Origin of the sequence: Micromonospora sp. NPDC049060, from assembly GCF_040649055.1 — a bacterium.
In the GTDB taxonomy this organism is placed as follows: Bacteria; Actinomycetota; Actinomycetes; order Mycobacteriales; family Micromonosporaceae; genus Micromonospora; species Micromonospora reichwaldensis.
In genome coordinates this window covers 17,151-41,205 of the sequence record NZ_JBEZEV010000057.1, presented here as the reverse complement: position 1 = coordinate 41,205, position 24,055 = coordinate 17,151, and the positions used below count along the sequence as shown (strand labels likewise).

Genomic DNA, 24,055 nt, shown 5'->3' with positions numbered 1-24,055 from the left:
TCAGCCAGCCTCTACTGCGCGTTCGTCACCCTCGCCGCCGCTCTCACCTGCCACAAGCGCTACCTCAAACTCACCACCTGAGACACGCTCTTAGGCAGCCGTTCGGAGCTGGCCCTTGTCGACGATGGCACGGTGGTCAGCCATACCGTTAGCAACCTGGGCCTCGCCTACGATCACCGGTACGTGAACGGCCGTACGGCGGCCGTGTTCCTGCGTCGGATCAAACAACGACTCGAGACGTGGGACGGGTGATGCCGGCGGACTTCTCCGGCCGAGTTACCGTTGGCCAGTAGACCAGGCGACGGTCGTACTCCACGAACCACTCGTACAGATGATCGTCGTTGTGGTAGGCCCGCACGAAACGGCTGTCCTTGATCTCGGTGCAGACCAGGACCACGTCGTTGGCCTGCCACACTGGCGGCGGCACGGCACCGCTGGGTCCGACGACGATTAACGGAATTCCCCGCAGCGTTTGAATCAGATCGTCCATCGTGCCGTTGCACAGCGACGAAGGTGTGATCTGGACGATGTCGCACTCCTCCGCCAAGCGACGGAGGTCATTGCCGACCATCTGGATTCGCGGTTCGTCGAACCGGGCGTTGAACCGGGCGAGGGTGCGGTCGATGCGGTCGGCACGTGGCGCTTCGTGCAGATCGGCCACCAACACGCGGCGCACACCGTCGAGGTCGGCGAAGTGTTCCATCAGCCCGCCGAAGCCGACGACGCCCACCGTGCCGGCACCGGCGACCGCTCGGGTCAGTGCCTGCGTCACCGCTGATTCCGGCTGGTGGAGGTGCGTCTCGTCGAAAGACGCGACCAGGTGGTCGAATCCCGTCGCCGCCAGGGCGCCATCGCGGAACCAGGGTCGGGACAGGGCACCCAGCAGCGCAATCTTGACGGCCTGCCTGGTCAGGTCCGAGTCGCTCACCGGTGTGCGCAACAGGTCGCAATCCAGCAGAGATGCGCCCGGGGACGTCCCGAGGTAGTCGGTCAGCTCACCCCCGCGCCGGCAGGTAACCGCTGCGGACGACGCGGCGCCAGGGCGGAACTGCGCGTAGTCCATGGCGGCGCCGACGCTTCCGTCGTCAAGGACCACGGCCGCGAAGGAGCGGCCCGTCAGCACCTCGTCGACCGAGCGCCTGCCCTGGTCCGGGGCCTTGCGCAGTTCATCGATGATCGCCGCCTCAATGTGCGACATGCGCAAACTCCTCAACTGCCGACAGCAGGTCGTCGGCGAACCGGTCTGTTTCCTCCGCGCCGAGGGCGGCCACGGTCACCCGTACCGCCGGTGTGGCAGCGGCGAACCGCGACCCAGGGGCGACTTGCCAACCATGTGCGGCCAACCGGGTCACGACCCCCGCCTCATCGGGTACGTCGATCCACACGTTCAATCCCGTGCGACCGCGTCCCCGAAGCCCACGCAGCGTCAACTGGTCGAGCATGTGTCGGCGTCGCCTGCTGTACTCGTCGCGCACCCGAATGAGATCGGCACCGAGGCCAGGGTCGGCCAGGTGGGCCGTCACGGCGAGTTGGGTCGTGCGGCTCACCCAACCGCCGCCCAACAGCCTCCGCTGGTCCAGGCGGCGGATCGACTCGTCGTCTCCGCTGACGACCGCGAACCGGAGGTCAGGGGCAAGCCACTTGGAAACGGATGCCACGTGCAGCCACCGTGGATGCCCTGGGGGTATGGCCGATTCGTAGTCGGCACCCGCGATCCTCCCGGCATGATCTTCTTCGATCAGCAACAGATCGGGAGCTTGCCGGATCAGGCTACGCAGCGTCTCGGCACGCCGCGCGGTCAGCGCTGCCCCGGTGGGATTCTGCGCCCGCGGCCGGTACAGCACGCAGTGAGCGTCCGCGAGCGCAGCCGCGAACTCCTCCGGTTGGAACCCCTCCTCGTCCACCGGCACCTGCACCGGCACCAGGCCGAGGGCGGCGACGAGCGGAAGGTCCCCGTTGTACGTCGGCCTCTCCAGGATGACACGGTCACCCGGGCGCAGCAGGGTCGCCAGCGCCCGGTCGACTGTCTCGAGCCCTCCCGGCAGGACGGCCAGGTGGTCGCAGGCGACGCCGTGCCCGGCGAGATATGCCTGGGCCTGCGAGTGCAGGGCACCGACTATCCTGGAACTGCCGTACAACAGCAGGTCGGATGGCACAGACCTGGGCCAGCGGTCTTGGCGCCACAGGAGCAGGTCAGGGTCCGGGTTGCCCGACGAGAGGTCGGGTGACCGGGTCAACGGCGCAGAGATCTGTGGCGAGCCCTGAGGCACCCTATGCCTCGTCGGACAGGAGCTTGAGCAGCACCGGAATGAACTCATCCTGCCGGTCCGGCAGTAGGTCGAGCGCCTGCACCACCGGAACGAAGAAACAGTCGAACACCATTCCCTCGTCCGTACCGGCGCTCTCCGTGACCAGGTGAGACCAACGGTCCCGGGTCTCCGTCGTGGTCGCGTAGTAGAAGATCGTCACCCTCGGCTGCCCGGTGTGCGGGTGCGGCCGTTGCTGTACACCGAGGCTCCTCCGCAAGGTGATGCCGACGGTGCTGGTCTCTTCGGCCACCTCACGGATGACCGCCTCCTCGAGCGACTCGCCAGCGTCCACGCCTCCGGCAGGGACCTGTGTGCCTGCCTCGGGCTGGTCCCGGTGGTCGAACACGAGCAGCTCAGGTCCCGTGGGCGCGTCCCGCACGACGTAGGCGGCTATGCGTACTCGGACCTCAGACATCTGCGGATACCTCTCGATCGTTTGATAGAGCTGGGAATTCTGCGACCAGCGAGTCGGCGAGGCCCTGTACTGCGGTTTCCGACAGCTCGTCGCTGTTGCGGAATCGCAGAACGCGCGTCGGCACGAGGTTCGCCTCGATGGCGCGATCGTAGGCGTGATAGAGCTGGACGAGAATCTCCGGACGTTCGTATGGCCGGAGTTCCTTGTTGCGTGAGTTGATCCGACGCCAGGCTAGATCGGGTGGGGTGTCGACGAAGACGATCACATCCGGTGCCGGCATCTGCCGGGCTTCCATGGAGGTGCTGATGCGCTCCATCGGGATGCCGTGCAGAACGTGATGGTAGACGATGTCACTCAGCACGTACCGGTCGGTGAGTACGGGGCCGGCAGCGAGAGCAGGTTCGATGTTGAACTGGAAGTGCAGGTGCTTGTCCCGCAGGTATGCCTCCACGACAGCTTCGGCGTGCCAACTACTGCGGGCCATGCGATTGCCTACGATGACCCGCGAGGAGGCCGGGTCGAGCCAACTGTGCTGGCCGAGTTCCGTCACGGTCGGCGCCAGTTGCCGCAGTGCCTGCGCCAACTGGATCCGCAACGTGGACTTTCCGCTGCCGTCAGTTCCCTCCAGGGCGATGAACGGAAACCTTGGGATCACGACCATCGCTCCTGTGGTTGTTGAGTGACCGGGTGCCGGGTCAGGTAGTCGAGCCGCGAGGTGAACAGGTGCACTGCCCGCTCCGTTCCGGGCCACCAACAGCACAGCAGTTCGGCGAAGAGAGACGCCTCCTTCAGCCCCTGGGCAGCGGTGCGCGCGGCGGCGGTCTGCAGCGAACTGACCGTCTCCACCAGTGCGACCAGCGCAGGAATCCGCGCGGCGAGGCCTTCTCCGCGTTCCTCCGCGCGCACGAGTAGCTGAGCCACGCAACCGGCGACGAAGACGTCCTCCACTCGGATCGGGCCCAGCGCGCGGCGAAGACTCTGGTATACGGACGGTTCAACTGCTGCCCATATCTGCGCGGGAGCGGCGAGCATCTGATAGAGCAGGGACTCCAGGGCGGAGGCGTCCGGCCCGAACGTCCAATCCGGCGCCACGAGCAGCCTGGCGCCGATGCTTGTCGACTCCGACAGCGCCTTGGCGGGGGCCAGTCCGCCCGTCCCCAACTCGACCAGGGCACCCAGGTCGCCCTGCACCAGGACCTCTGTCGCAGCCCGCAGGAGCGGCAGTTTATCAGCGTTGGACGCGTCTACGACGATCTGGTGGGGACGTCCGCCAACGGACAACTCCTCGGTCCGCAGGCTGCTGGCGAACGCCGGCCAGCCACCGTCGATCACACCAACGGCGGCGGCCAGACGTACGGTGGCCACGTTCGCAGGGCTGTACGTGGCCAGTTGCCCGGCGCCGGTCGGCGTCAACACGTAGGTGTCGACCAGCCTGGTCAGGACACGGAGGTGCTCCGCGTACACCAACGGCTCGAAGATCATCGTATGTTGGCTGACCAGCCGTCCGAGGAACATGTGCCGCATCAGGTCGTCAGCGTGCGGTACGGCCGTCGCTGGCGGGACCGGCGTGGGCGTCACGGTGGTCACAGCAGCGCCTCCAGCGCGGCGGCGGCACTCTGCGGTCGGTCCGCTCGCTGCCAGCGAACGCACTGTTCGACCAGGTCAACCAGCCGGGTGTCGTGCCCCGCGGCCACGGTACGCAGTGGCGGAGCGCCGTACCGGGGCATGGTGCCGGTGAGCAGTTCGTACATCACCATTCCGAAGCAGTAGAGATCACTGGTGAATTCTGCCTCGTGGTACCCCTTGTCATACTCCGGGGGCCACGAGATCAGGGCCGACTTCCGCGACGGCGAGTCGACCGCGGTGAGGGCACGGGCACAACCCAGATCGGCGATCACCGGCCCGTCCTCGCTCATCAGCACGTTCTCGGCGTTGATGTCCCGGTGGACGTATCCGGCGTCGTGCAGGGCGACCATCCCGGTCAGCAGCCGACGCGCGAAGGCCACGGCCCCGTCGGCCGACGGCGCGTCGTGCGTGGCAAGCCAAGCACGCACCGAACCGAGCGGTAGGTGGTCCATCACGTAGTAGGGCACCGCCGCCGAGAGGTTCATCTCCACCAGGCCGGGAAAGAACGGCGACCCGGTGAGGCGTGACAGCAGATTGGCCTCTTGACGGAACTGGTCCCTGGCGTACCGGTGTGCCTTCTCCGGCAACTGTCGGTACCAGTAGTAGCCGTGCAGTTCCGGGCGCAGGTGGGCCGGAGCGGCGTCGATGACGCTGTGGTAACCGAAGAACCCCTTGGCGACGAACTCCACACCGGGGTCACCAACCCGCTCAACCAGCAGGAGTGTGCTCCAGCCGGTGAACGACACGACCGACCGGAACTTGTACTTTGTCGTCGTCTCGAGCACCTCGCGGAACACCCTGGTGGGCGAGACCCCGGCCAGAGAGTCGAGGTGCACGGTCGTGACGTCGACCGTCATCGCGACCCGCCCTGGCGGGTGGGCTTGTACACGTAGCCGAGCGTCAGGTCGGAGGTGCCCGGGATGACCTCCACATCGCAGCCGGTGCCAGCGAAGAACTCGTCGCAGGCCATCTTCACGCCGGGCAGCCCGTTCCAGGCCCGTTCGTTACGGCTCAGGTCGCAGTAGTCGTCAACGACGAGCAGCCCGCCGGGTTCCAGCCGGGGCCACACCTGTTCGAGGCTGACCTTGATCGAGCTGTAGTGGTCACCGTCGAGGTATCCGAAACACACCCGGTCGGGTAGCTGGGACAGTGTCTCGTCGAACCAGCCTGGCACGATCCGGGGCATCGGCAGGTTTCTGCTACGGAAGTTCTGCTCGACCTGCTCTCGCGACGCCAGGCACTCCCCCTCCGGCAGGTGAGTGTCGAGTTCTCCCGGTGCGGGCATTCCGGCGAAGCTGTCGAACAGCACCAGTTCCCGATCCGGAGCCAGCGCCAGCATGGTCGTGGCGAGCCAGACGCTGGTGTAACCGGCGTTGCAGCCAACCTCCACGACGTCGCCATCGACTCCAGTCCGCAGCACCGAGGACAGGCCCCAATGCAGGGAGACGAGTCGCTCCACATCCGACATGCCGGAATTGACTTCACTCAGTTCATATGCAAGCCGCGCGTCCATCGCTCTCTCCGTCAGTTGGTGAAGAAGCCAATGATCTTCTTGATCCGGCCCTGTGTGATCGGCTCCGTACTGTGGCTGAGTTGACTGCCGAACATAACCATGTCCCCCTTGGCTACCCTCGTTCGCCAGCGCGTCCGCGGCAGCGCCCTGTACCACTGGGTGGTGTAGTCCCCACCTTCGCGAACTCGGCGTAAGCCATTCGTCGGCTCGGTCCAGAGATCCGGACTGCCGCAGGTCTCGATCACGAACTCGCCGCCCGAGAAGTCGTCGTTGAGGGTCATGCTCACTCCGGCAACCTTGACGTCGTCCGGAAAGTTCTCGTCGAAGGGCATGTCGATGTGCGGCGTGATGTACTGCCCCGGGCCGTATTCCAGGTAGATCCAGGAGGTCAACCGCCGACCCGAGGGAAACAAGCTGCACAGATGTGGAAGAGCGCGTTCCGCCGCCTCTTCCAGCACCGTCGCCGCCGCTTCCGGGAGAGGACACAACTCCAGGCGACCTGCGGGCTCGTAGAGCTCCATCACCTCCTGCGTGCTCATTCCCTCGACGGCGTGCACCGACCTCGTGCGCTCGTTCTCGAACGCGGAACGCCCCTCCGCCTCGAAATGCCGGTCCACCGCATCGCAAACCGCTCGACACTCGGCCGAGGTCAGGAACTGCTCGACACTGTGCACCAGAAGCGATTCTGCTGTCGTCAGCATGCCGGTGCGCTCCTCCCCTTCTTCGCAAGCACCAATTGGATCGAGCCGCACGCAGACGGCGGTCGCATGCCCGTGCCGACATGAACCTGCGCCACCGCGACCAGGTCGAGACCCGCCGTTACGGCCGCACGCGCCACCTCGTCCTCGTCGTACAGCCACAGCCAGGAGTAAAACTCCCGCTGCGTGCCGTCGTGCCGGACGATCCGAAAACGTTGCAGGTAGAGGCGCCCCTCGGCGGCAAACCAGGCCTCGAACTCGACGACATGTTCGTCGGGTAGGAAGATCCCGGCACCAGCGGGACAGTGGGTCGTCTCCTGGCTGACCGGATGCATTCCGGAGTTGCTACGCGTGCGGACGTCCACGAAGACCCGTCCACCGGGTGCAAGCCCAGCGGCGACCTGCTCGAACATTGCGCCGAGCGCCAGCGGTTCGAACTGGTTGATCAGCTCGTAGGTGAGCAGGCAGAGGTCGTGCGCCGGCACGACCGATTCGGTGTCGAAGGTGCCGAGCTGGAATCGGAATCTCCGGTCCGGGCAACGACGAATCGCCGCCGAGATTGCTGCGGGATTGATGTCGAAGCCGAGGAATTCCCCGCAGCCGGTGCTGTTCGCGATCTCGTGCGCATACGTTCCCGGCCCACAGCACGGGTGGAATATGCGCTCGTCGCCGGCGAGCCCGAGCCAGTCCAGCTCACGGCGGGCTGCCGCCGGGCTGCGGCCGGCGATCTCGCTGTCATCGCGGCACTGCACCTGGGCCAGGCGGGCGCCGATGATGGGGTCATCGTAGGGAATCCCATTGGCGCAGATGCGTACCCAGTCCGGGGGCATGCCGAGTGCGGTGACCATCAAGTCCGCCCGGGTGCGGACGGCGCGTCCGCAACGACCGCGCCACACGGCAGGAGACGTACCGGAGGCGGCGGTGAGGCGGTGAGCAGACACTCCAGGTCCATCCGCTTCAACAGCGCCGGGCCCTGTAGCTGGTGATGGAGCGCCTCCGCTACCTCGGGGCGGCGGTGGGTCCGCCGCGATTGTGCCTGCAGAATTCGGGGCAGGCTGCGGTCGGCGAACCAGAGACTGCTCACCTCGGCGATGACGGCGGCCACTTCCTCGGCGTCCACGACACCGGCGAGGAGCAGGTTCCCGAGCGCCGCGCGGACCTCCACCAGCGGGACGGTCACCGGCCGGTATGGCGGCTCAGCCCCATGAAGGAGCATGACCTCGTCGTCGTCGAGCCCGTAGCGCCCGACGAGTTCCACCACCGCGCCGAATCCGCGCATGCCGTGGGATCGCAGTTCGACCGCGCGCAGTGCCCCCATGGAACCCAGTCCGATCACCTCGCGACCGTCATCGATGGCAGCACAGATCTCCCGATGGTCGACGGCGTATTCGTGGTAGAAGCCGCCGTCCACGATGACCACTCGGCCTGCCGGGTGTTCGTGCAGCACCCGCGCCAACTCGCCCCGAATCAACGGTGGAAGGATCAGGTGCTGGTCGGAGACAGCATCGAGCACCGGGGACTGGTAGCCAGTCGGGCCGACAAAGATCAGACCGCGGTCAGCCATGCGACCACGCGGCAAGCCGCGGACCCACTCGAGGTGAGAACCGGGGTACGTAGGATTCGCAGCCGACGATGACGACCCGCACCACCCACGGTCCATCGGTACTTCCGTCGCGGAGGATGAACCGAACTGTCGGGCCGACGCCGCGTTCGGCCAGCCACTGGGCGAGGCCGACGCTGTCGCCGGGTATCGCCTGACGGAACTGGTTGGCAACGTCGGAAAACGAAACGCCATCACCCGGCCCGAGCGGCTCCGTCGCGACCTCGGCCAGGCTCGGCAGGTCCTCCCGGCCGCCATGCATGAACGCGACGCGGCTCTGTAGCGCCTCGAGCAGCGCGCGTTCCAGCGCGTCTTCCAGGGAACGCGCGCAGGCGTGGCCGCCGTTGACGAATCGTTGGTCCGTCTCGTCCCGGTCCGAGAGAACGACGTGTGCGACCGGCAGCCCCAGTTCCTGCTTGACGGCCAGCAGCCGAACCGCGACATCGGCCCCGTGCAGGCGCGCGACGATGTCCCTCAGCCGGTCGGTGGGCAGCGAATGTTCGTCGATTATCCATTCCTCACCCGCGCGTGGCGGGAAGGAGAGCGCATCTCGTTCCACCACCTCGAGCAGGGCGTGCATCGTGGCCTGCTCCAAGGTCAGGCCACATCCGAGCCCGAAGGAGTTCGATCCGAAGTACGGTCGGCTGGCTGCGTTCGGCGGCGGGGGCAGCAGCACCAGTTCGCTAGGGAGAATCACCGACGCATCGGTACACAGGCCTCGTCCCTGGGCCGCCGTCAGTTCCTCGTCCAGCGGAATCCGTACGCCCAGGAGCGGGCACAACCGGACAAGCGCTCCCGGCCCGCCGAACTGGGCCGCAACTTTCCGGTAGGTGGTCCGGACGAGGGGCGCCTGGCAGCGGTTGTGCTCGGCCGCGGCCAGTTCCACCGCCTCCAGTCGCGCCCCGATCTCGGCCGCTGCCTCGGTCATTCCCTTACCGCCCGTGACGACCAGTGATCCGGGCAGCGCTCCAGGCCGCACGGCCATGGCAACGGGCACACCGACCCGATCGATGCGGGTGATGCTGCTGCTCCGGGTGACCCCGACATCCGCGGACCAGGCACGGGCCATCGCCAACACTGCCGCTTCCGTCGGGTTGGAGGCCATGGCCACTCGTCTCTTCCAGGGTTCCCGCAGTGACGGCCGGTGGCCCGAAAGCCACCGGCCGCACCTACTCAGTTGCTGTTCTGCTCAGCGTCGATCGCCTTCTCGATGCGATCCCAGTCGCTGGCGAAGACGGCCGCGGTGTGCGCGGTCGCCCGGGTGTCGCGAGGGTCGAAGTTCGCGGACTGAATCGCGTCCACGAACTCTTCGAAATCCTGATCTGACTTCATGCTGCTCCTTCCTTCGGCTAGTCGGGACATGGTTCGGCTGGCAGCCACTGTCAGAACCGGGACGCCATCAGGCGAGGAAGTTCCACAGCAGTGACGCCACCCGCTCATCGCGGACCTCGGCCAAGGCGTCGCGTACAGAGCCGCGCGCGAGATCCCACTGTTCCGCACCGACTTCTGCCCGGATGCGGGCGTACGCGGAGGGCCGATCGCCGGCTGCCGCGTGAAACTCGAAGTACTTCTGCAGAACGCCGAAAGCGAAGCCGGCGTGCAGCAACCCGTACGCGGGCCGATATGCCTGCTTCCACGGCGAGTACCAACGCGCTGCGGGATCCAACTCCACGCCACACGCCGTGAAGACCTCGTTCAACAGGGTGTGGGCAGACTCGTGCAGGATCAACTCGCCCAGGCGGACCGGATCCTGCACCACGTCGATGAAGATGGTGCCGGGCAGCGCCTTCAGGGCATAACTCTGGGTGGTGTCGCGTTGGTCGCGAACCTCCATGGTGACGACGACACCGGTCGCAGCGGTGACGAAGCTGTCCATGCCGGCGCGTCGGATCGCTTCACCAGCTTGCGACCACGGCGCCGACGGTGCCGCGTTCCTGGCGGGGTCCAGGTGCAGGAACAGCGGCGACTCGTATCGGTCGTCGTCGGATCGTTCACATTCACTGGCGGCAACGATGCACACCTCGTGCTCGGGCAGGATCGTGGTGCCGCTCGCGCCACACACCGTTGTCCAGCGCTGGATTAGCTCGCGTGCGTCGTCTAGACGGCGTGCGCGCACGGCGGCGGTGATCGCATACGTGAAGTGGTGCAGCAGGGCGTCCTGACGTACGTCGAGCACCGTTGGGACGATGAACCGCTCGTCAAGACGGGCCGCAGCGGTCCGCACCTGGGCGGCGCGACGCGTGCGCAGCTGCTTCAGGTCGTCGGCGAGGCTCGGCCAAACGTGTGGGAGTGCGACGTCAGTGCTCACCGGCCACCCGCTCCCTAGCGACATCCGCTGCGATGTGGTCGATGATCTCGATGCGATGGGTGCAGTAGTCCTCGTAGAAGGCGCTGTTCCGATAGCGCATCCGGGTGGCGAGGCAGCCCCCACCACACGTCTGCCGGTAGCTGCAGCCGTCGCACTTGTCCAGCAGCTCCTGAAGGCCATCACGCAGCGCGGGATTGGAGACGAGGGACGTCGCCACCGCCAAGGAGGGCAGGTCGTGGATGGAGCCGAGTAGACCGTCGGGCACACCCAGTTCGTCACAACTGCCGAGCCGACCGTCCGGGTAGAGAGTGAGGACGTAGGCGCACTTCTGCTCGGTGAAGTGGCAGAAGCGGGAGTCCCGGCCGGCAAGAACCCGCAGGACGCTGGTGAAGGGCTCGATCAAGAACCGTCGGAACAGGCCGGTGTCACGCCAGTGGTCGTATGCGCGCACCAGGAACGCGGAGAACTCCATGGGCGTGATTGCCCAGCCAGCATGCTCCTTACCCTTCGGCAACAGAGGCAGCATGGTCTCCCGGTTGCCCACCGGGATCCGCTTTGGCGTTACGTCGAAGTCGAAGCAGGGGGAGAACTTGACCGCCCGGACCGCGTCGAATCCGGCGACGAAGTCGAGCGTTTCCTCCGGCCGGCGAGACACGTCCTTGGTCACAGTCGAGATCAGACCGACTGTGAGGCCACGTTCAGCCGCCAACGCCAAGGCCTGATGCACTCGCTCGGAGGTACTCCGGTCGCGATAGTCCACACGGTTGCGGTTGGCCTTCGGGTCGCCGTCGAGAGACACACCGATATCGATCGTCGGCCATTCCTTCGCGAACAGGTCGAACCATTCCGGGGTCAGCAGTGTAGCGTTCGTCTGCACGCTGAGGGACACGCTTCCCGGATAGCTCCGAAGCAGGCGCAGCAGATCGACGGTCGCCTCCATGCCATACAGGAGCGGTTCGCCGCCGTGCAGTTCCAGGCTCAGTGGCCGACTGCCCGCCAAGTCCAGCAAGCGCGCTACCGTATCGATCGAAAGCTTATCGTAGCCAGCGTAAGGCTTCCGCTTTTCGTAACAGTAGTAGCAGTTGATATTGCAGGCTTCTCCGACGAGCTTCAGGATTACCGACAAGGGCTCGTCCGACTCCGGCGTACGCAGAGTCAACTGTTCAGGCCGTCGTGACATCGTCATCTTGCCCCCGTCCTTCGAGCAAGCTCTCAGGGCGCATGGCGCACCCCCAAAAGGAGACACCGCGCCGTTTCATCGCTGCCCCGATTCTTGACGTGATAATTCGTCGGCCACCGTGAGACATGGACGATACCCATCCCCGGGGTTGCAGACAAGACCTGTTCGAGTGGCTTCGAGTAAACCCACCACGCACTCCGGTCGACGCGTAAGCGCATCATCACCTTCTGTGCCGCGTCACGACAAAGGCGAGGCCGAAGATTGCACTACCGTCCGTGCCTGCGGGATGCACGGAGAGGATATGCGGGATGGCGCTACTTGACGCGGAAGTGACGAGTTCGGCACCCTTGCGAAGCGTCGGCTGTGATGATGGCCGCACTGCTCCAGGGGGGCGTGAGCTGGTCTCGACCTTGCGTGACATATGCCTTCACGCCACTGGCGAGGGACGCCAGAACAAACATTCTCAAGGGCGAACAGTTACCACGAGGTGCGGATGAAGAGGCAATCTGGTGACGGACACACCTTGCGGACCGGCAGGTCGGGCGGCTCCATATGGCAGAGCGGCATGCCTGTCTAGATGGTCGATATCGAATCACTGCAGGGTGGCTTCTCGCCAAGGCTGGACGGCAAGAGTGACGGCTCGGACGAAGATGCGTTCGTCGCCGCAGTTCGGATGAACGTCGAGCATGGCCACCATTGACTACTCGGGACCGATTGGTCGCAGCGGAGCGCATTCTCGCTTCACACTCAGTGTCCGACCGGCGGATAGCGTCGACGTGCGAGTTGGCCGCGAAGACGGTGGCCGGGCTTCGGCGGCGTTCAGCTGACAGAAGTCATCACTTGAACATCCGGATCGGCCGCGACGGGCGCCGGCATATCCGGTCTCGGCCACGGAAGGCAGACGACTGGCCGAGGAGATCGCGCGGCACGAGCCGGATGTCGGTCTACGCGAGATCGCCCGGGCGCGCATGTCGGGCGCATGCCGGTGTCACGATCGACGTCGGCAAGGGCCTCTGTCGATCGGCGGTGGCGTTCCTGCGTGCGATCAAAGCCGACCTGGAAACCAATTGACGTCCGCTGGTGGTTGCCGGTTGAACACCAGCAACGTCACGTCCCTGGGGACCTCTCGGAGGTGTCCTGTGGCCTCCACTCTCCAACGACCTGGTCGACCCGTGTGCAGCCGACAGGTCGAGCCCTGCTCGGCTCCCCGGATCGGTCCCAGGGCCCCGGCAAAGTCGTGGGGTGCCCGGCTTGATGTGGTTGGTGTAGACGCGCCGCCCAGGCCCTGCAGATCCGCCGCCGCAGACGCCGCCTCGACCAGCCGAAACGATTCACCGCCGAGACCCGTCTACGCGATCACCGACCTCCGCGTGCACCAGGCCAGACCGGCGCAACTCGCGAGCTGGATTCGCGGCCACTGGTCGATCGAGAACAAGGTCCACTGGGTCCGCGACGTCACCTACGACGAGGACCGCAGCCAGATCCGCACCGGCACCGGACCCCAAGTCATGTCCGCCCTACGCAACGCCGCCATCGGCGTACTCCGCACCGCTGGCGTCACCAACATCGCCGCCGCCAACCGGCATCACGCCCGCGACAGCACCCGCCCGCTGGCCCTACTCGGCATCACCTGACGACTTTGCCGGGGCCCTGGGATCGGTTCTGCATGGTGGAGACCGGGACCAAGCCTCGTGATGAGGCCCGGAAGGGGGTGAACCCACATGACCCAGTTGGAATTCGAAGCCATCGACATCCGTGAGATGGCGGACGACGAGCTCGACGATATCGTCGGCGGTCCGAACGCCTGCCAGTAGCAGGTATCCGGAAGGAGGCGCCTGAGTGGTCTCAGGTGCCTCCTTCCCTCATACGAGCGACTTCGAGACGGGCAGGTCGCGATCGGACTCCGGGTCGAAGAACCGGGTCAGGAAGTCCTCCTGCCACACCCGCGGCTCCGGAAAATCCCACTGGCCGTACTGCTGCAACAGGAGGTCGGGCTCCGGGCACCGCTGCCGGAGCGCGGCGAGGGTCTCCGCCGGGACGACATTCGGGAAGAGCTTGTCAAGGTGGGCAAGCCCGTAGAACACGGGTCCGGCGACCGCGTACTCGTCGACGCGCTTGAGAAGCAGGTCCCACGACAGGTCCGGCCCGGCGGAGCGCACGAGTTCCGCGATGTCCACATACTTGATCAACCGCCGGTGCTTGCCGCCCCGGTTCATGAACCTCAGTGTGGTCGAGGTCTTGTGGATGTGGGCGGCCAGATCGATGACGGCGTCCTCCGCAGACGGCACGAGGAACGAGGCGTCTGCGTACCGGTGGCTCCGGGCGTGCGCCAGGACCGCGTCGACCGGGATGTCGTATCCCTTGCCGGGCAGCGCCAACGATACGTTGACGTCGATGCTGATCACCGGAAGTTCGAGTTCCCCGGTCAACTTGTTCAACTTGGGCAGGTCGCTGCCGTACAGGCGCCAGAACGCCCGCTCCCGCTTGCTCAGTGGAACAATGCCGGCCGCGGTCGGTTTGCCCTCGACATAACCCAGCCGCTCAAGCACCCTCACCAGGTCAGGTGCCTGCTCCCGGGTGACAAGGACGTCCAGGTCACCCATCGGCCGCGTACCCGGCTCCTGGTAGGCCGTGAAGGCCAGGTGGCCGCCCTTGCGCATGAGTACGGTGGTGCCCTGCTCCGCTGCGGCTTCGGAGATCGCCTTGATCTCGTGCAGGAGAAGTGCGTTGCCCCGCCGGGTGTCCCGATAGGTGGAGTACAGCAGCATCATGACCGCGGCATCCATCCCCATCACCGCTTCCTCGGTCATGAGGCGCCACCACTGCCATCCCACGAGCGCAGCGACCCGGTGTCGAGCGGCCTGAGCAGCGAACCGTCCCCAGTCCAGGCCCAACGATTCCTGGTCGAGGATCTCACGCACCCGGGCGAGCTGAGGTTCGGTCAGATTCTGCCTGCTGAGCAGCAGCAACAGCTCCGACTCGATTGACATCGCGGCCATTCGACTTCCTCTACGACGGCATTCAGGTGTGGAAAGCGCGGGATCCGATCGCATGTCTACTTGTGGCTACTCGATCGATCGGTGCGCATCGACTGTTCAGACGGACGGGCGACCGCAGTGTAGCGGACCTCGGTGCTCCGGCCGCCAGGATCACCGCTGCTCAACCGCGTCCCGGCCGGGAGAGCGCGTGCCCGGCCCACCCCGCGTCGGCGCACTCACACGGGCAGGTATCGAGCCAAAGCCCCCGCCCGGGCGCCCCTGGTGTCCCGAGCACCGCGGCCGAGTACACCTCGGTCGACTTCGCCCGTGCCCGCGTCCGTTGGAAGGTGCGCCCGTCGACGGGTCAGGGTCGGGTCGTGCTTCGACGACGCCGTCGCCGAGGCCACCTTCTCCACCATCAAGGTCGAGTACGTGCACCGCCGTCACTTCCGCACCCGTACCGGCGGGGCCACGCCGGGGGGCGGCTGTTGGGCGGTGTTGGCGAGGCCCGGCTACGCTGGGGCGTCGGCGCGTCAGCGGTAGCTGATAGTCGGCATAACAGACAAATAGTCCGGATAAGGGTGGTTTGCCGTGTCCTCATCCGCGAATTGCTCATCCCCGAGGGGTGGCGACCGAGGCCGTGGGAGGAATACTCTCGGTCGCGGCCCGCGTACTGATGAGGCGCCCGTCGGACGGGCGAGTGGAGGTGCTCGCGTGAGCCTGTCGATCGTGAAGTCGGTCCTGCCTGGTGGTGTCATTGAGATCGCCCCGCGGGGTGAGATCGACGTCGACACCGCGTACGAGGTGCGCGAGGCCATCGCCGAGGTCCTGACCAAGGGACGCCCCGGTCGGATCGAGCTGAACATGCGGCTCGTCACCTTCATCGACTCGGTCGGCATCAGCGCGATGGTCGCCGGCTTCCAGACTGCGGAGGTGAGCGGCGTCAAGCTCGTCGTCACCGAGCCGAGCCGCTTCGTGCACCGGCAGCTCTGGGTGACAGGCCTGCTCGGCCTCTTCGGCGCCCCCGAGCCCTACTACGCCGGCGCACCCACCCCCGAGGTCCTCCCCGGCGCCTGACCGGCCGCCGACCTGCCGTCGGCCGCGAGGGCGGAGGCGGGCCGCTCAGGCGTCGCCGAGGCCCGACAGGTCGACGTCCGCCACCTCGGTGACCGCGCGGATCGCCGTCACCGAGGCGTACCCCTCGGCCAGCAGCGCCAGGTCGGTGCCGGGCTGCACGGACTGCCCCGGCTCCTCCAGCGACGTGCGGACGAAGCCGTGCCCGGCCTCCGCCACCGTCATCTGCACCTGGCCGAAGGTGGCAAGCGTGCCCCGGCGCACGCCGCGCAGCCGGCCGTGCGGCAGGTCCGGCGCGTTGACGTTGAGCACGCTCTCCACCGGCCCGGCGGTGAGCCGGGGCAGCAGGTCCAGGGCGACCCGGGCGGCCGTCGGCCAGTGCCGCTCGGCGTCGCGTACCCGGGCGGCGGCGGCCACCGCGGCACCCCCGCTGGCGGCCGTGGCCTCCCCGGCCGAGAGCACGTCGAGCGAGACGGCCATCGCCCGGCAGCCGTTCGCGGCGGCGGTGAAGGCCGCACCCACCGTGCCCGAGTGCAGCACCGCGCGTCCCGCGTTCGCGCCCCGGTTGATGCCGGACAGCACCACCGCCGGCGGAGGCCCGAACGCGCCGTGCACGGCGATCAGCGCGATGAAACCGGGGGAGCCGCCGACCGCGAACGCCGGCACCCCCGGCACCTCCGGCAGCGGGTGCTCGTGGACCACCACCTGCCCGTCGCGCTCCACGGCGGTCATCGCGGCGCTGGTGCCGCTCGCCTCCTCCAGCGGCGCGGCGACGACCACGTCCAGGCCCCGGTCCGCCGCCGCCCGCGCCAGCGCCTGGATGCCGGGCGCGGCGATCCCGTCGTCGTTGGTGACAAGTACCCGCAGCGTCATCGCTCGGCCGCCCGTTCGGCCAGCTCGTCGGGGCTGGTCCGCTCCTGCGGCCGGCTGCCGGCCGGTACGAGACGCACCCGGTCGACCAGGCCGGCGATCGAGTCGAGCCGGCCGGTGCCCAGGCCGTGCCGGGTCACGTTCAGCGCGCCGGCCGCCGCGCCGGTACGGATCGCGGTGCGCACGTCACCGCCGCGCGCCACCACGGCCGCCACCCCGGCGGTCATCGAGTCGCCCGCCCCGCGCGGGTCGGCCGCCTCCAGCCGGGGCATCTCGACCTCGAAGACCTCGCCGTCGACCAGGGCGAGGGCGGGCTTGTCGGCCCGGCTCACCACCACGTTCTCCGCACCGCCGGCGTGCAGGTCGTACAGGGCCCGGGCGAGCTGCTCCTCGTCCTCGCCGTCGGCGCGGCCGTCGGCGATCAGCTCCTCGTGGCTGACCTTGAGGAAGAAGACGCCGCTGTCCAGCACGGCGTCGAGGTGCTCGCCGCAGAGGTCGACCACCACCCGGCTGCCGTTGGCCCCCAGGTCGGCGGCGAACCGCCGGTAGAGGTCGGCCGGGACCAGCGACGGCTCGTTCGGCCCGCTCAGCACGCTGACCGGGGCGCGCAGCCCCTCGCCGAGCGCCAGGTTGTAGAGCTCGTCCAGCTCGTGCCGGCTGAGCGGCTGGCCGGGGACGTCCACGATCTCCTGCCGGGAGCCCTCGCGCCGATCGTGCACGTACCCGCCGCTGCCGGAGTCGCGGACCACCACCTTCAGGTGCACGCCCTCGCTGACCAGCAGCGGCTCCAGCACCTGGCCGATCTCGCCGCCGAGGGCGGCGCAGAGCACCACGTCGACGCCGAGCGACATCACCATCCGGGCCTGCCAGACGCCCTGCCCGCCGGGGTGCAGGTGCAGCTCCGGCGCCTCGCTGGGCTGGTCGACGGTCACCGTCAGCCGGGGCGTGGGCGCGAAGACCATCACGTGCCCGCTCATCCGTCGTACCCGTTCATGCGCCCATCCTCCGTCGGTCGACACGTGCCGTGACCATCCATCAGCTGACCGTAGTGGGGTCGGCGGTCGGACGTCCGGACTCCGGGCGGGATCGGCGCGGCGTTGCCAGGGCGCCCGGCATGCGCGACGATCGGGCGACCACCGACCCTGGGGAGACGGCGTGCTCAGGCGAAGTTCCTTCAGCTACACCGTCCAGGCGCGCTGCTCCCTCGCGGAGGCCGCGGCGCTGCTCGCCGACCCCACCCGGCAGCAGGACCTGCACCCGCTGATCGTCCGGGTCCGCCGGGTGCCGCCCCGTCCTGGCGCGCGGGCCAGCTACGACATCACCGATCGACTGGCCGCCGGGCCGGTGCGCCTGCCGATCACCTGCCGGGCCGACGTCCTCGTCGACGATCCCGACGAGATCGTCACCGTGGCCCGGCAGTGGCCTGCCACCACGGTGCGCAACCACACCCGGTTGCGGGCGGAGCCCGACGGCGTGGTCCGCATCGAGGTCGAGATCACCCTCGCCGCGCCCGCGCCGCTCTTCGGCTACGCGTTCCGCCAGGCCCGCGCCGCCCACCTCGGGCTGGCCGCCCGCCTCGCCACGGCCCTCGACACGAGCCTGCCCGGGTCGTCGGCCGACTGACCGCCGGACGGCCCGGCCGCGGTGGCCGGGGGCGACGGACGCCGTCGCGCCCCGGTGACCCGCGACGGGCGGGGCACCGGGGCGCGGGCGTCAGTAGACCGACAGGTGCACGTGGTTGGTGTGGTCGCTGGACGGGTCGCCGTTGGCCCCGCTGTACGACTTCCAGCCGCTGCTGGGCAGCCAGATCTGCCTGTACCAGATCACGTAGAGCACGGCGAGCCGGTCGGCGTTGCGCACGAAGTACGCCGACAGGTTGTTGCCGTACGTCCGGTCGCCGCCGGTGGCGTCGCCGCCGAAGCCGCCCTTCTGGGCCGCGAAGTCGCAGGCCCGGCCCTTCGGGTGTTCGCCCGAGCCGCCGGGGCGGTAGCAGGAGACGTAGCGGGTGAAGCCCGCCGCCTTGGCCTGGTTGAGCGCGTGCAGGGTGCGCGGGGTGATGCAGCCGTTGGCGGGGGTCGGGTCGTTGACGCTGCACGACTCGCGCGGCCAGGAGCCGTCGGAGTTGCGCGGGGCCGCCTTCGCCGTCTTGCTGGAGGTGCCGCCCGGCGAGGTGCCCGCCCCCGTGGACTGCTGCCGCTGTTGCTGCTGCTCGCGGTTGGCGACCGTCAGCGCCCGCTCGGCCTGCTCCTTGCGCTTGGCCATCACGGTGACCTGCTTGCGCTGCTCCCGGATCTCGCCGTCCAGGGCGAGCTTGGTGCGGGTGGCCTGGTCCCGGGTCTCCTGGAGTTCGCGCAGGGCCCGGTCCTCCTTGGCGGCCACCGCGTCGAGGGCGGCGGCGCGGTCCATGAAGCCGTCCGGCGAGCTGCTGTTGAGCAGGGCGGACGCCACGCTGAGCCGGCCGGTGCGGTAGGCCGCGCCCGCGATCTCGCCGACCCTGGCGGTGTGCGCGGCCAACTCGACCTCGGTGGTCTTGAGCTGCGCGGCGAGCTGCTGCTGCCGCTTGGCCGACGTGTCCAGGGCGCGCTTGGCGTCGAGGTAGCCCTTGCTGGCGGCCTCCAACTGGGCCCGCAGGGCGGGGGTGCCGCCCTCCTCGTCCTGGCCGGGGGCCGCGGCGAGCAGGCCGGCCCGGGTGGCGGCCGCCGCCGGGGCGGCGGTGACCGGGGCCACCGCGGCGCCGAGGGCGAGCATCGTGGCGATCAGGGCCGCCGTCCGGGCGGCACGTCGTCGTACAGGTGCCATCACTGGCATACACGTGTCCTTCCGTCAGCCGCCGACCGGGTTAGCTGACGGGTTCGGGACGGAAGATCCCTACCGCTGACGCGGATGCACCCCACGGACATGGTTCCCCGGTTCGCCCCGCCGGGCGATTAGGCGGCGGCCACCGCCGGCACCGGTGGGTGCCGCCTGGCGGAGGCCGAAGCCGAGCCTACCGGTGCCGCTGTGACTGATGCAGCGCAGGTGACGCAGGGTGTACGTCCACTAACAGTCAAATCCGGCATAAGCGCACAATACTCTCCCAGATTTAAGGTTGTCCTCATTACCACTCAACCGACCCGCAGGCCCCGCGTGACGCTCCGGGCTCGATCTGCAACGTGGCGTGCTCGATGTGGAAGTCGTCGTGCAGCGCGGCCCGGGCGGCGCCCAGCACCGCGCCGACCTCCGCGCCGGGTGCCATGGTCAGGTGGGCCGAGGCCACCTCCATCCCGGAGGTCAGCGTCCAGACGTGCAGGTCATGCACCTCGGCGACGCCGGGCACGGCGGCCAGCCGGTCGTGCACCGCGGTCACCTGGAGGTGCTCCGGCGCGGCCTGCACCAGGATGCGCAGCGCGGCCCGCCCGAGCCGCCAGGTGCGCGGCAGGATGAGCACCCCGATCGCGACCGCCACCAGTGGATCCGCCCACCACCAGCCGGTGGTGGCGATCAGCAGCGCGGCCCCGATCACGCCGAGTGACCCCAGCAGGTCGCCGAGCACCTCCAGGTACGCGCCGTGGACGTTGATGCTCTCCTTCGCCCCGGAGCGCAGCAGCGCGAAGGCGCCGATGTTGGCGAGCAGGCCGAGCACGGCGACCACAAGCATCGGGCCGGCCAGCACCTCCGGCGGGTCGCCGAAGCGGCGCACCGCCTCGATCACGACGTAGACCGCGACGCCGGAGAGCAGGACGGCGTTGGCCAGTGCGGCCAGTACCTCCAGCCGGTAGAGCCCGAAGGTGCGCTGCGGGTCGGCGCCCGCCCGCCGGGTCGCGGCGATCGCCGCGAGCGCCATGCCGATGCCGAGCACGTCGGTGAACATGTGCCCGGCGTCGCTCAGCAGGGCCAGCGAGCCCGTGCGGAAGGCCGCCACCGCCTCCACCACCATGAGGCCGGCGAGCAGCCCGAACGCCGCCCAGAGCCGGCCCCGGTGGCGGTGCGCGGCATTCGCCACCGACCCGTGATGGTGGTCATGACCTGCGCCCACGCGCCCACCCTCCGTCAGGCGTCCGGATTCGCGTTCAATCTATGCTCACATCGCTATGTATGCAAGTAACGGCGGCTCAGCCGATCGGGTCGACGGTGGTCAGCCGCTGGGTGGCCCGGGACAGCGCCACGTAGAGCGTCCGCACCCCCGACCCCGGGTCGGCCCGGATCTCGCCCGGGGCGACGAGGACGACCCCGTCGTACTCCATGCCCTTGGCCTCCAGGCTGGTCACCACCTGCAAACGCGGCGCGCCGAGCCCGCCCAGCCAGCCGGCAACCTCGTCGCGGCGCGGCACCGGCATGATCACCCCGACCGTGCCCTCCACGTCGGCGAGCAGCGCGCCGGCCGCCGCCACCACCGCGGCCTCCAGCTCCGCCGGCGGCACCGACAGCGCGACCGGGTCGACGCCGGTGGAGCGCACCGCCCGGGGCAGCGGCAGGTCCGGGTGCAGCCGGCGGATCTCGGCCGCCGCCACCGCGAAGATCTCCGCCGAGTTGCGGTAGTTCGTGGTGAGGGTGAAGTGGTGCCGCTTGCGCCGGCCCAACGCCTGGTCCCGGGCCCGGTTCAGCTCCTCGGGCTCCCCCGTCCACGCCGTCTGCGCCGGATCGCCCACCACCGTCCACGAGGCCAGCCGGCCCCGCCGGCCGATCATGCGCCACTGCATCGGCGAGACGTCCTGCGACTCGTCGACCACCACGTGCGCGTACTCCCGGTAGTCGTCCGGGCGTTCCCGCGCCGCCTCGCGGGCGGCGCGCTGCCGGTCGGCGAAGGTGCTCAGCTCGCGGACCCCGCCGGCCAGCTGGAACGGGTCCCGCTTCGCCCGGGCGGGCTTCATCGGCTTGCCGAGCAGCGCGTCCAGCTCGTCGAGCAGCGCGATGTCGGCGATCGTCAGCCCGGCGGCGTCGAGGCTGCGGTACGCGTCGGTCAGCAGCCGGATCTCGGCGCGGGACAGGATCCCCTCGGCGTAGCGGTGCAGCCGGTCCGGACGGGCCAGCCAGCCCAGCACGTGCCGGGGGTGCAGCCGGGGCCACCACGCCTTCAGGAACTCCCGGAACTCCGGCCGCTCGGCGATCTCGTCCTCGAACGCGCGCTGCTCGGGCAGCCGGCCCACGCCCAGCCTGCGGGCCTGCGCCCACAGCGCCGCGAAGACCCCGTCGAAGCCGGCCCGGCGCACCTCGTTGCGGCGGGCGCCCCGGGGCATCGCCCGGTCCCGGATGCCGTCCAGCTCGCGGCGCTCCAGCCGGAGCAGCTCGCCCCGGTAGAGCAGGCGCAGCTCGGTCGGGCCGCCCGGCACCGCGTCCCGGACCGCCCGCTCCAGCACCCGCCGCATCCGCAGCGAGCCCTTCACCGCCGCCACCGCCGGCGGATCGGTGCGGGTGGCGGTCAGGCCCGCGAAGAGCGTGCCCAGCGAGTGCAGGGTGGCGGTGTCCTCGCCGAGCGAGGGCAGCACCGAGGCGATGTACTCGACGAAGACCGACGACGGGCCCACCACCAGGATGCCGCCGCCGGCGAACCGGCTGCGGTCGGAATAGAGCAGGTACGCGGCCCGGTGCAGGGCGACGGCCGTCTTCCCGGTGCCCGGGCCGCCGGACACGATCGTCACGCCCGAGCCGGGGGAACGGATGGCCTCGTCCTGCTCCTGCTGGATGGTGGCGACGATGTCCCGCATCCCCCGGCCGGTGGCCTTCGACAGCGTGGCCAGCAGCGCGCCGTCGCCGACCACCGCCATGTCGACGGGCGCGGCGACGGGATCGAGCAGGTCGTCCTCGATCCGGGTGACCCGCTCGGCGGAGGACTGGATCGTGCGCCGCCGCACCACGCCCAGCGGCTGCGCGGGGGTGGCCTGGTAGAAGGCGGCGGCGGCCGGGGCCCGCCAGTCGACGACCAGCGTGGACGCGTCGTCGTCGCGGATGCCGAGCCGCCCGACGTGCAGCACCTGCCGGTCGAGCAGGTCCAGCCGGCCGAAGACCAGGCCCTCGTGCTCGGCGTCCAGCATGTGCCGCCGCCGTGCGGCGTGGAACACCATCGCGTCCCGTTCGACCAGCGCCCCGAAGTTGCCCACCCGGGCGAGCCGGTAGCCCTCCTTCTCGGCGCTGACCGCCGACCGGCGCAGCTCGGCCAGTCGGGCGTACACCCGGTCGAGATGCCGCTGCTCGACGGCCATCTCCTGTTCCAGGGTGGTCTGGTCGGTCACCGCTCGCTCCTCCTGACGTCGGCGGCGGGCGGCGCGAACCGTGCGAACCGCGCCAGGCCAACCGCAAGAGGGTACGGCCCGCACGCAACCAGCGGCGCCACCGGTGCGGGAAAGGAACCCGCGTCACGCCCGCAGGGACCGCGTCGCGCTCCCCGCCGGGCCCGGTCCAGTCCGCGTCGCGCTCCCCGCCGGGCCCGGTTCAGTCCGCGTGGAGCTTCCCGCCGGGCCCGGTTCAGTCCGCGCGGGCGGCGGCGGTGGCGCCCGCGCCGGGGGCGGTGAGCACGCGACGGAGCACGCCGCCGAGCGCCGCGTTGACCTCGTCGGGGCGTTCCATCATCAGCATGTGCCCGGCACCCGGGCAGACGGTCAGTTCCGTCGCCGGCAGCGCGCCGGCGATCGACTCGGCGCAGGGCGGCGGGGTGAGCCGGTCCCGGTCGCCGACCAGGGCGGCGGCCGGCAGGTGGGCCAGCGCGGCGAGGGTGTCCAGCCGGTGCTGCGCCCCGATGGACGCGCGGAACCCGCCGATCGAGCGGAGAGTGGCGCGGGCCACCGCCGAGGTGACCAGCCGGATGTCGTGCGGGTCGCAGCGGTCGCCGAAGAGCATCCAGCGGATGCTGGGGCGCAGCGCGCGCAGCAGCGCCCGGGGCGGTCGCCAGGCCCCGCACCGGGCCAGCACGCCGGCCCCCGTGGTCTCGGCGAGCCGGATCAGCCGGGCGATCCGGGGCGAGAGGCCGTACGCCGTGTGCGTGTGGCCCTCGGCGGTGGTGGAGACGAAGACCAGCCCGGCCGTCCGGGCGGCGAAGTGCGCGGGGTGGCGGTGCGCGTACTCCATGATCGTCATGCCGCCCATCGAGTGGCCCACCAGCACGACACGACCGGCCGGGGCCACCTCGTCCAGCACCGCGGCGAGGTCGTCGCCGAGCTGGGCCACGGTGGCGGTGGGCAGCGCCATGCAACTCGACCGGCCGTGGCCGCGGGCGTCGTAGGTCACCACCCGCACCGCGTCGCCGAAGCGTTGCCGCAGGTCGGCGAGCTGCCGGTGCCAGGCCCGCCCGTCCAGCGTCCAGCCGTGCAGCAGCACGACGGTGACCTCGGCGTCGGCCGGTCCAATCGCCTCGACGTGCAGGCGTACGTCGTCGGGAAGACGCACCTCGACGTGCTCCGGCATCGTCACCTCCCCAGGGCCGCACGGAACCGCAACACCGGGGATACCCGGTGGTAACACCGGCTACCCGTCATGAGACCACGGCAACCATGTCGGTGAGAAGGTTCGCA

At 69.3% G+C, this 24,055-nt stretch carries 26 protein-coding genes and 1 riboswitch; of the genes, 5 read left to right on the top strand and 21 right to left on the bottom strand.

Annotated features, from left to right (window positions below; genetic code table 11):
• The first annotated feature begins 132 nt into the window (after positions 1-132).
• On the top strand, positions 133-252 hold the full coding sequence (locus tag AB0B83_RS20170) for a 2-oxo acid dehydrogenase subunit E2 (protein ID WP_357579476.1): 120 nt from the start codon (positions 133-135) through the stop codon (positions 250-252).
• Here AB0B83_RS20170 and AB0B83_RS20165 read toward each other — a convergent pair.
• The 14 genes from AB0B83_RS20165 to AB0B83_RS20100 all read right to left on the bottom strand — a co-directional run bounded on the left by AB0B83_RS20165 (position 221) and on the right by AB0B83_RS20100 (position 11,655).
• The gene (locus tag AB0B83_RS20165) at positions 221-1,198 is read right to left on the bottom strand and encodes a DUF364 domain-containing protein (RefSeq protein WP_357579475.1); all 978 of its coding nucleotides are present in this window, start codon (positions 1,196-1,198) and stop codon (positions 221-223) included. The genes AB0B83_RS20170 and AB0B83_RS20165 overlap by 32 nt on opposite strands.
• Positions 1,185-2,156: an aminotransferase class I/II-fold pyridoxal phosphate-dependent enzyme gene (locus tag AB0B83_RS20160; RefSeq protein ID WP_357579474.1), complete on the bottom strand. Its 972-nt coding sequence runs from the start codon at positions 2,154-2,156 to the stop codon at positions 1,185-1,187. The genes AB0B83_RS20165 and AB0B83_RS20160 overlap by 14 nt, the downstream gene beginning before the upstream one ends.
• Positions 2,157-2,271: 115 nt before the next feature.
• Positions 2,272-2,724, bottom strand: a complete 453-nt coding sequence (locus tag AB0B83_RS20155; protein WP_357579473.1) for an NUDIX domain-containing protein — start codon at positions 2,722-2,724, stop codon at positions 2,272-2,274.
• The gene (locus AB0B83_RS20150; RefSeq protein WP_357579472.1) at positions 2,717-3,385 is read right to left on the bottom strand and encodes an AAA family ATPase; all 669 of its coding nucleotides are present in this window, start codon (positions 3,383-3,385) and stop codon (positions 2,717-2,719) included. Before AB0B83_RS20150 ends, AB0B83_RS20155 begins: the two co-directional genes overlap by 8 nt.
• Positions 3,376-4,311, bottom strand: a complete 936-nt coding sequence (locus tag AB0B83_RS20145; protein WP_357579471.1) for a hypothetical protein — start codon at positions 4,309-4,311, stop codon at positions 3,376-3,378. Before AB0B83_RS20145 ends, AB0B83_RS20150 begins: the two co-directional genes overlap by 10 nt.
• Positions 4,308-5,207 (bottom strand): protein kinase, encoded by a 900-nt coding sequence (locus tag AB0B83_RS20140; protein WP_357579470.1) that lies wholly within the window; start codon positions 5,205-5,207, stop codon positions 4,308-4,310. The genes AB0B83_RS20145 and AB0B83_RS20140 overlap by 4 nt, the downstream gene beginning before the upstream one ends.
• Complete coding sequence (locus AB0B83_RS20135) at positions 5,204-5,863, bottom strand: TylF/MycF/NovP-related O-methyltransferase (protein WP_357579469.1); 660 nt, start codon at positions 5,861-5,863, stop codon at positions 5,204-5,206. Before AB0B83_RS20135 ends, AB0B83_RS20140 begins: the two co-directional genes overlap by 4 nt.
• Positions 5,864-5,874: 11 nt before the next feature.
• Entirely contained in the window at positions 5,875-6,564 is a 690-nt protein-coding gene (locus tag AB0B83_RS20130; protein ID WP_357579468.1) for a hypothetical protein, read from the bottom strand.
• Complete coding sequence (locus tag AB0B83_RS20125) at positions 6,558-7,409, bottom strand: class I SAM-dependent methyltransferase (RefSeq protein WP_357579467.1); 852 nt, start codon at positions 7,407-7,409, stop codon at positions 6,558-6,560. The genes AB0B83_RS20130 and AB0B83_RS20125 overlap by 7 nt, the downstream gene beginning before the upstream one ends.
• A complete protein-coding gene (locus tag AB0B83_RS20120) occupies positions 7,409-8,125 on the bottom strand; it encodes a TfuA-like protein (RefSeq protein WP_357579466.1) in 717 nt (238 codons plus the stop codon). Before AB0B83_RS20120 ends, AB0B83_RS20125 begins: the two co-directional genes overlap by 1 nt.
• A complete protein-coding gene (locus tag AB0B83_RS20115; RefSeq protein WP_357579465.1) occupies positions 8,118-9,266 on the bottom strand; it encodes a YcaO-like family protein in 1,149 nt (382 codons plus the stop codon). The genes AB0B83_RS20120 and AB0B83_RS20115 overlap by 8 nt, the downstream gene beginning before the upstream one ends.
• 68 nt (positions 9,267-9,334) lie before the next feature.
• Positions 9,335-9,493 (bottom strand): hypothetical protein, encoded by a 159-nt coding sequence (locus AB0B83_RS20110; RefSeq protein WP_357579464.1) that lies wholly within the window; start codon positions 9,491-9,493, stop codon positions 9,335-9,337.
• Between the two features lie 67 nt (positions 9,494-9,560).
• On the bottom strand, positions 9,561-10,469 hold the full coding sequence (locus tag AB0B83_RS20105) for an HEXXH motif-containing putative peptide modification protein (protein WP_357579463.1): 909 nt from the start codon (positions 10,467-10,469) through the stop codon (positions 9,561-9,563).
• Positions 10,459-11,655, bottom strand: coding sequence for a radical SAM protein (locus tag AB0B83_RS20100; protein WP_357579462.1), 1,197 nt, complete (start codon positions 11,653-11,655; stop codon positions 10,459-10,461). The genes AB0B83_RS20105 and AB0B83_RS20100 overlap by 11 nt, the downstream gene beginning before the upstream one ends.
• Before the next feature lie 571 nt (positions 11,656-12,226).
• On the opposite strand from AB0B83_RS20100, the gene AB0B83_RS20095 reads away from it, so the two are divergent.
• Together AB0B83_RS20095 and AB0B83_RS20090 are read left to right on the top strand one after the other, a co-directional pair.
• Positions 12,227-12,349 carry a hypothetical protein gene (locus AB0B83_RS20095; protein WP_357579461.1) on the top strand — a complete coding sequence of 41 codons (123 nt, stop codon included), beginning with the start codon at positions 12,227-12,229 and terminating at the stop codon, positions 12,347-12,349.
• 670 nt (positions 12,350-13,019) lie between these two features.
• Positions 13,020-13,283: a hypothetical protein gene (locus AB0B83_RS20090; protein WP_357579460.1), complete on the top strand. Its 264-nt coding sequence runs from the start codon at positions 13,020-13,022 to the stop codon at positions 13,281-13,283.
• Positions 13,284-13,511: 228 nt separating this feature from the next.
• Here AB0B83_RS20090 and AB0B83_RS20085 read toward each other — a convergent pair whose 3' ends face one another.
• Positions 13,512-14,648, bottom strand: coding sequence for a nucleotidyltransferase family protein (locus tag AB0B83_RS20085; protein ID WP_357579459.1), 1,137 nt, complete (start codon positions 14,646-14,648; stop codon positions 13,512-13,514).
• A 693-nt stretch (positions 14,649-15,341) separates the two neighbouring features.
• On the opposite strand from AB0B83_RS20085, the gene AB0B83_RS20080 reads away from it, so the two are divergent.
• The gene (locus tag AB0B83_RS20080; RefSeq protein WP_088998998.1) at positions 15,342-15,704 is read left to right on the top strand and encodes an STAS domain-containing protein; all 363 of its coding nucleotides are present in this window, start codon (positions 15,342-15,344) and stop codon (positions 15,702-15,704) included.
• Between the two features lie 45 nt (positions 15,705-15,749).
• Here AB0B83_RS20080 and AB0B83_RS20075 read toward each other — a convergent pair whose 3' ends face one another.
• Together AB0B83_RS20075 and AB0B83_RS20070 are read right to left on the bottom strand one after the other, a co-directional pair.
• Positions 15,750-16,574, bottom strand: a complete 825-nt coding sequence (locus AB0B83_RS20075; protein WP_357579458.1) for a 5'/3'-nucleotidase SurE — start codon at positions 16,572-16,574, stop codon at positions 15,750-15,752.
• Complete coding sequence (locus AB0B83_RS20070) at positions 16,571-17,548, bottom strand: PfkB family carbohydrate kinase (protein ID WP_357579457.1); 978 nt, start codon at positions 17,546-17,548, stop codon at positions 16,571-16,573. Before AB0B83_RS20070 ends, AB0B83_RS20075 begins: the two co-directional genes overlap by 4 nt.
• A 178-nt stretch (positions 17,549-17,726) precedes the next feature.
• Between AB0B83_RS20070 and AB0B83_RS20065 the strand changes: the two genes are divergently transcribed.
• Positions 17,727-18,194 (top strand): SRPBCC family protein, encoded by a 468-nt coding sequence (locus AB0B83_RS20065; RefSeq protein WP_357579456.1) that lies wholly within the window; start codon positions 17,727-17,729, stop codon positions 18,192-18,194.
• A 90-nt stretch (positions 18,195-18,284) separates the two neighbouring features.
• On the opposite strand, the gene AB0B83_RS20060 is transcribed toward AB0B83_RS20065, so the two are convergent.
• From AB0B83_RS20060 to AB0B83_RS20045, 4 genes are all read right to left on the bottom strand, one after another.
• Positions 18,285-19,370 carry a hypothetical protein gene (locus AB0B83_RS20060; RefSeq protein ID WP_357579477.1) on the bottom strand — a complete coding sequence of 362 codons (1,086 nt, stop codon included), beginning with the start codon at positions 19,368-19,370 and terminating at the stop codon, positions 18,285-18,287.
• Between the two features lie 13 nt (positions 19,371-19,383).
• A riboswitch (cyclic di-AMP (ydaO/yuaA leader) is annotated at positions 19,384-19,515 on the bottom strand.
• A 153-nt stretch (positions 19,516-19,668) separates the two neighbouring features.
• Positions 19,669-20,586 (bottom strand): cation diffusion facilitator family transporter, encoded by a 918-nt coding sequence (locus AB0B83_RS20055; protein ID WP_357579455.1) that lies wholly within the window; start codon positions 20,584-20,586, stop codon positions 19,669-19,671.
• 76 nt (positions 20,587-20,662) lie between these two features.
• Positions 20,663-22,780: an AAA family ATPase gene (locus AB0B83_RS20050; protein WP_357579454.1), complete on the bottom strand. Its 2,118-nt coding sequence runs from the start codon at positions 22,778-22,780 to the stop codon at positions 20,663-20,665.
• A 232-nt stretch (positions 22,781-23,012) separates the two neighbouring features.
• Positions 23,013-23,948 (bottom strand): alpha/beta hydrolase, encoded by a 936-nt coding sequence (locus AB0B83_RS20045; protein ID WP_357579453.1) that lies wholly within the window; start codon positions 23,946-23,948, stop codon positions 23,013-23,015.
• Positions 23,949-24,055: the final 107 nt, after the last annotated feature.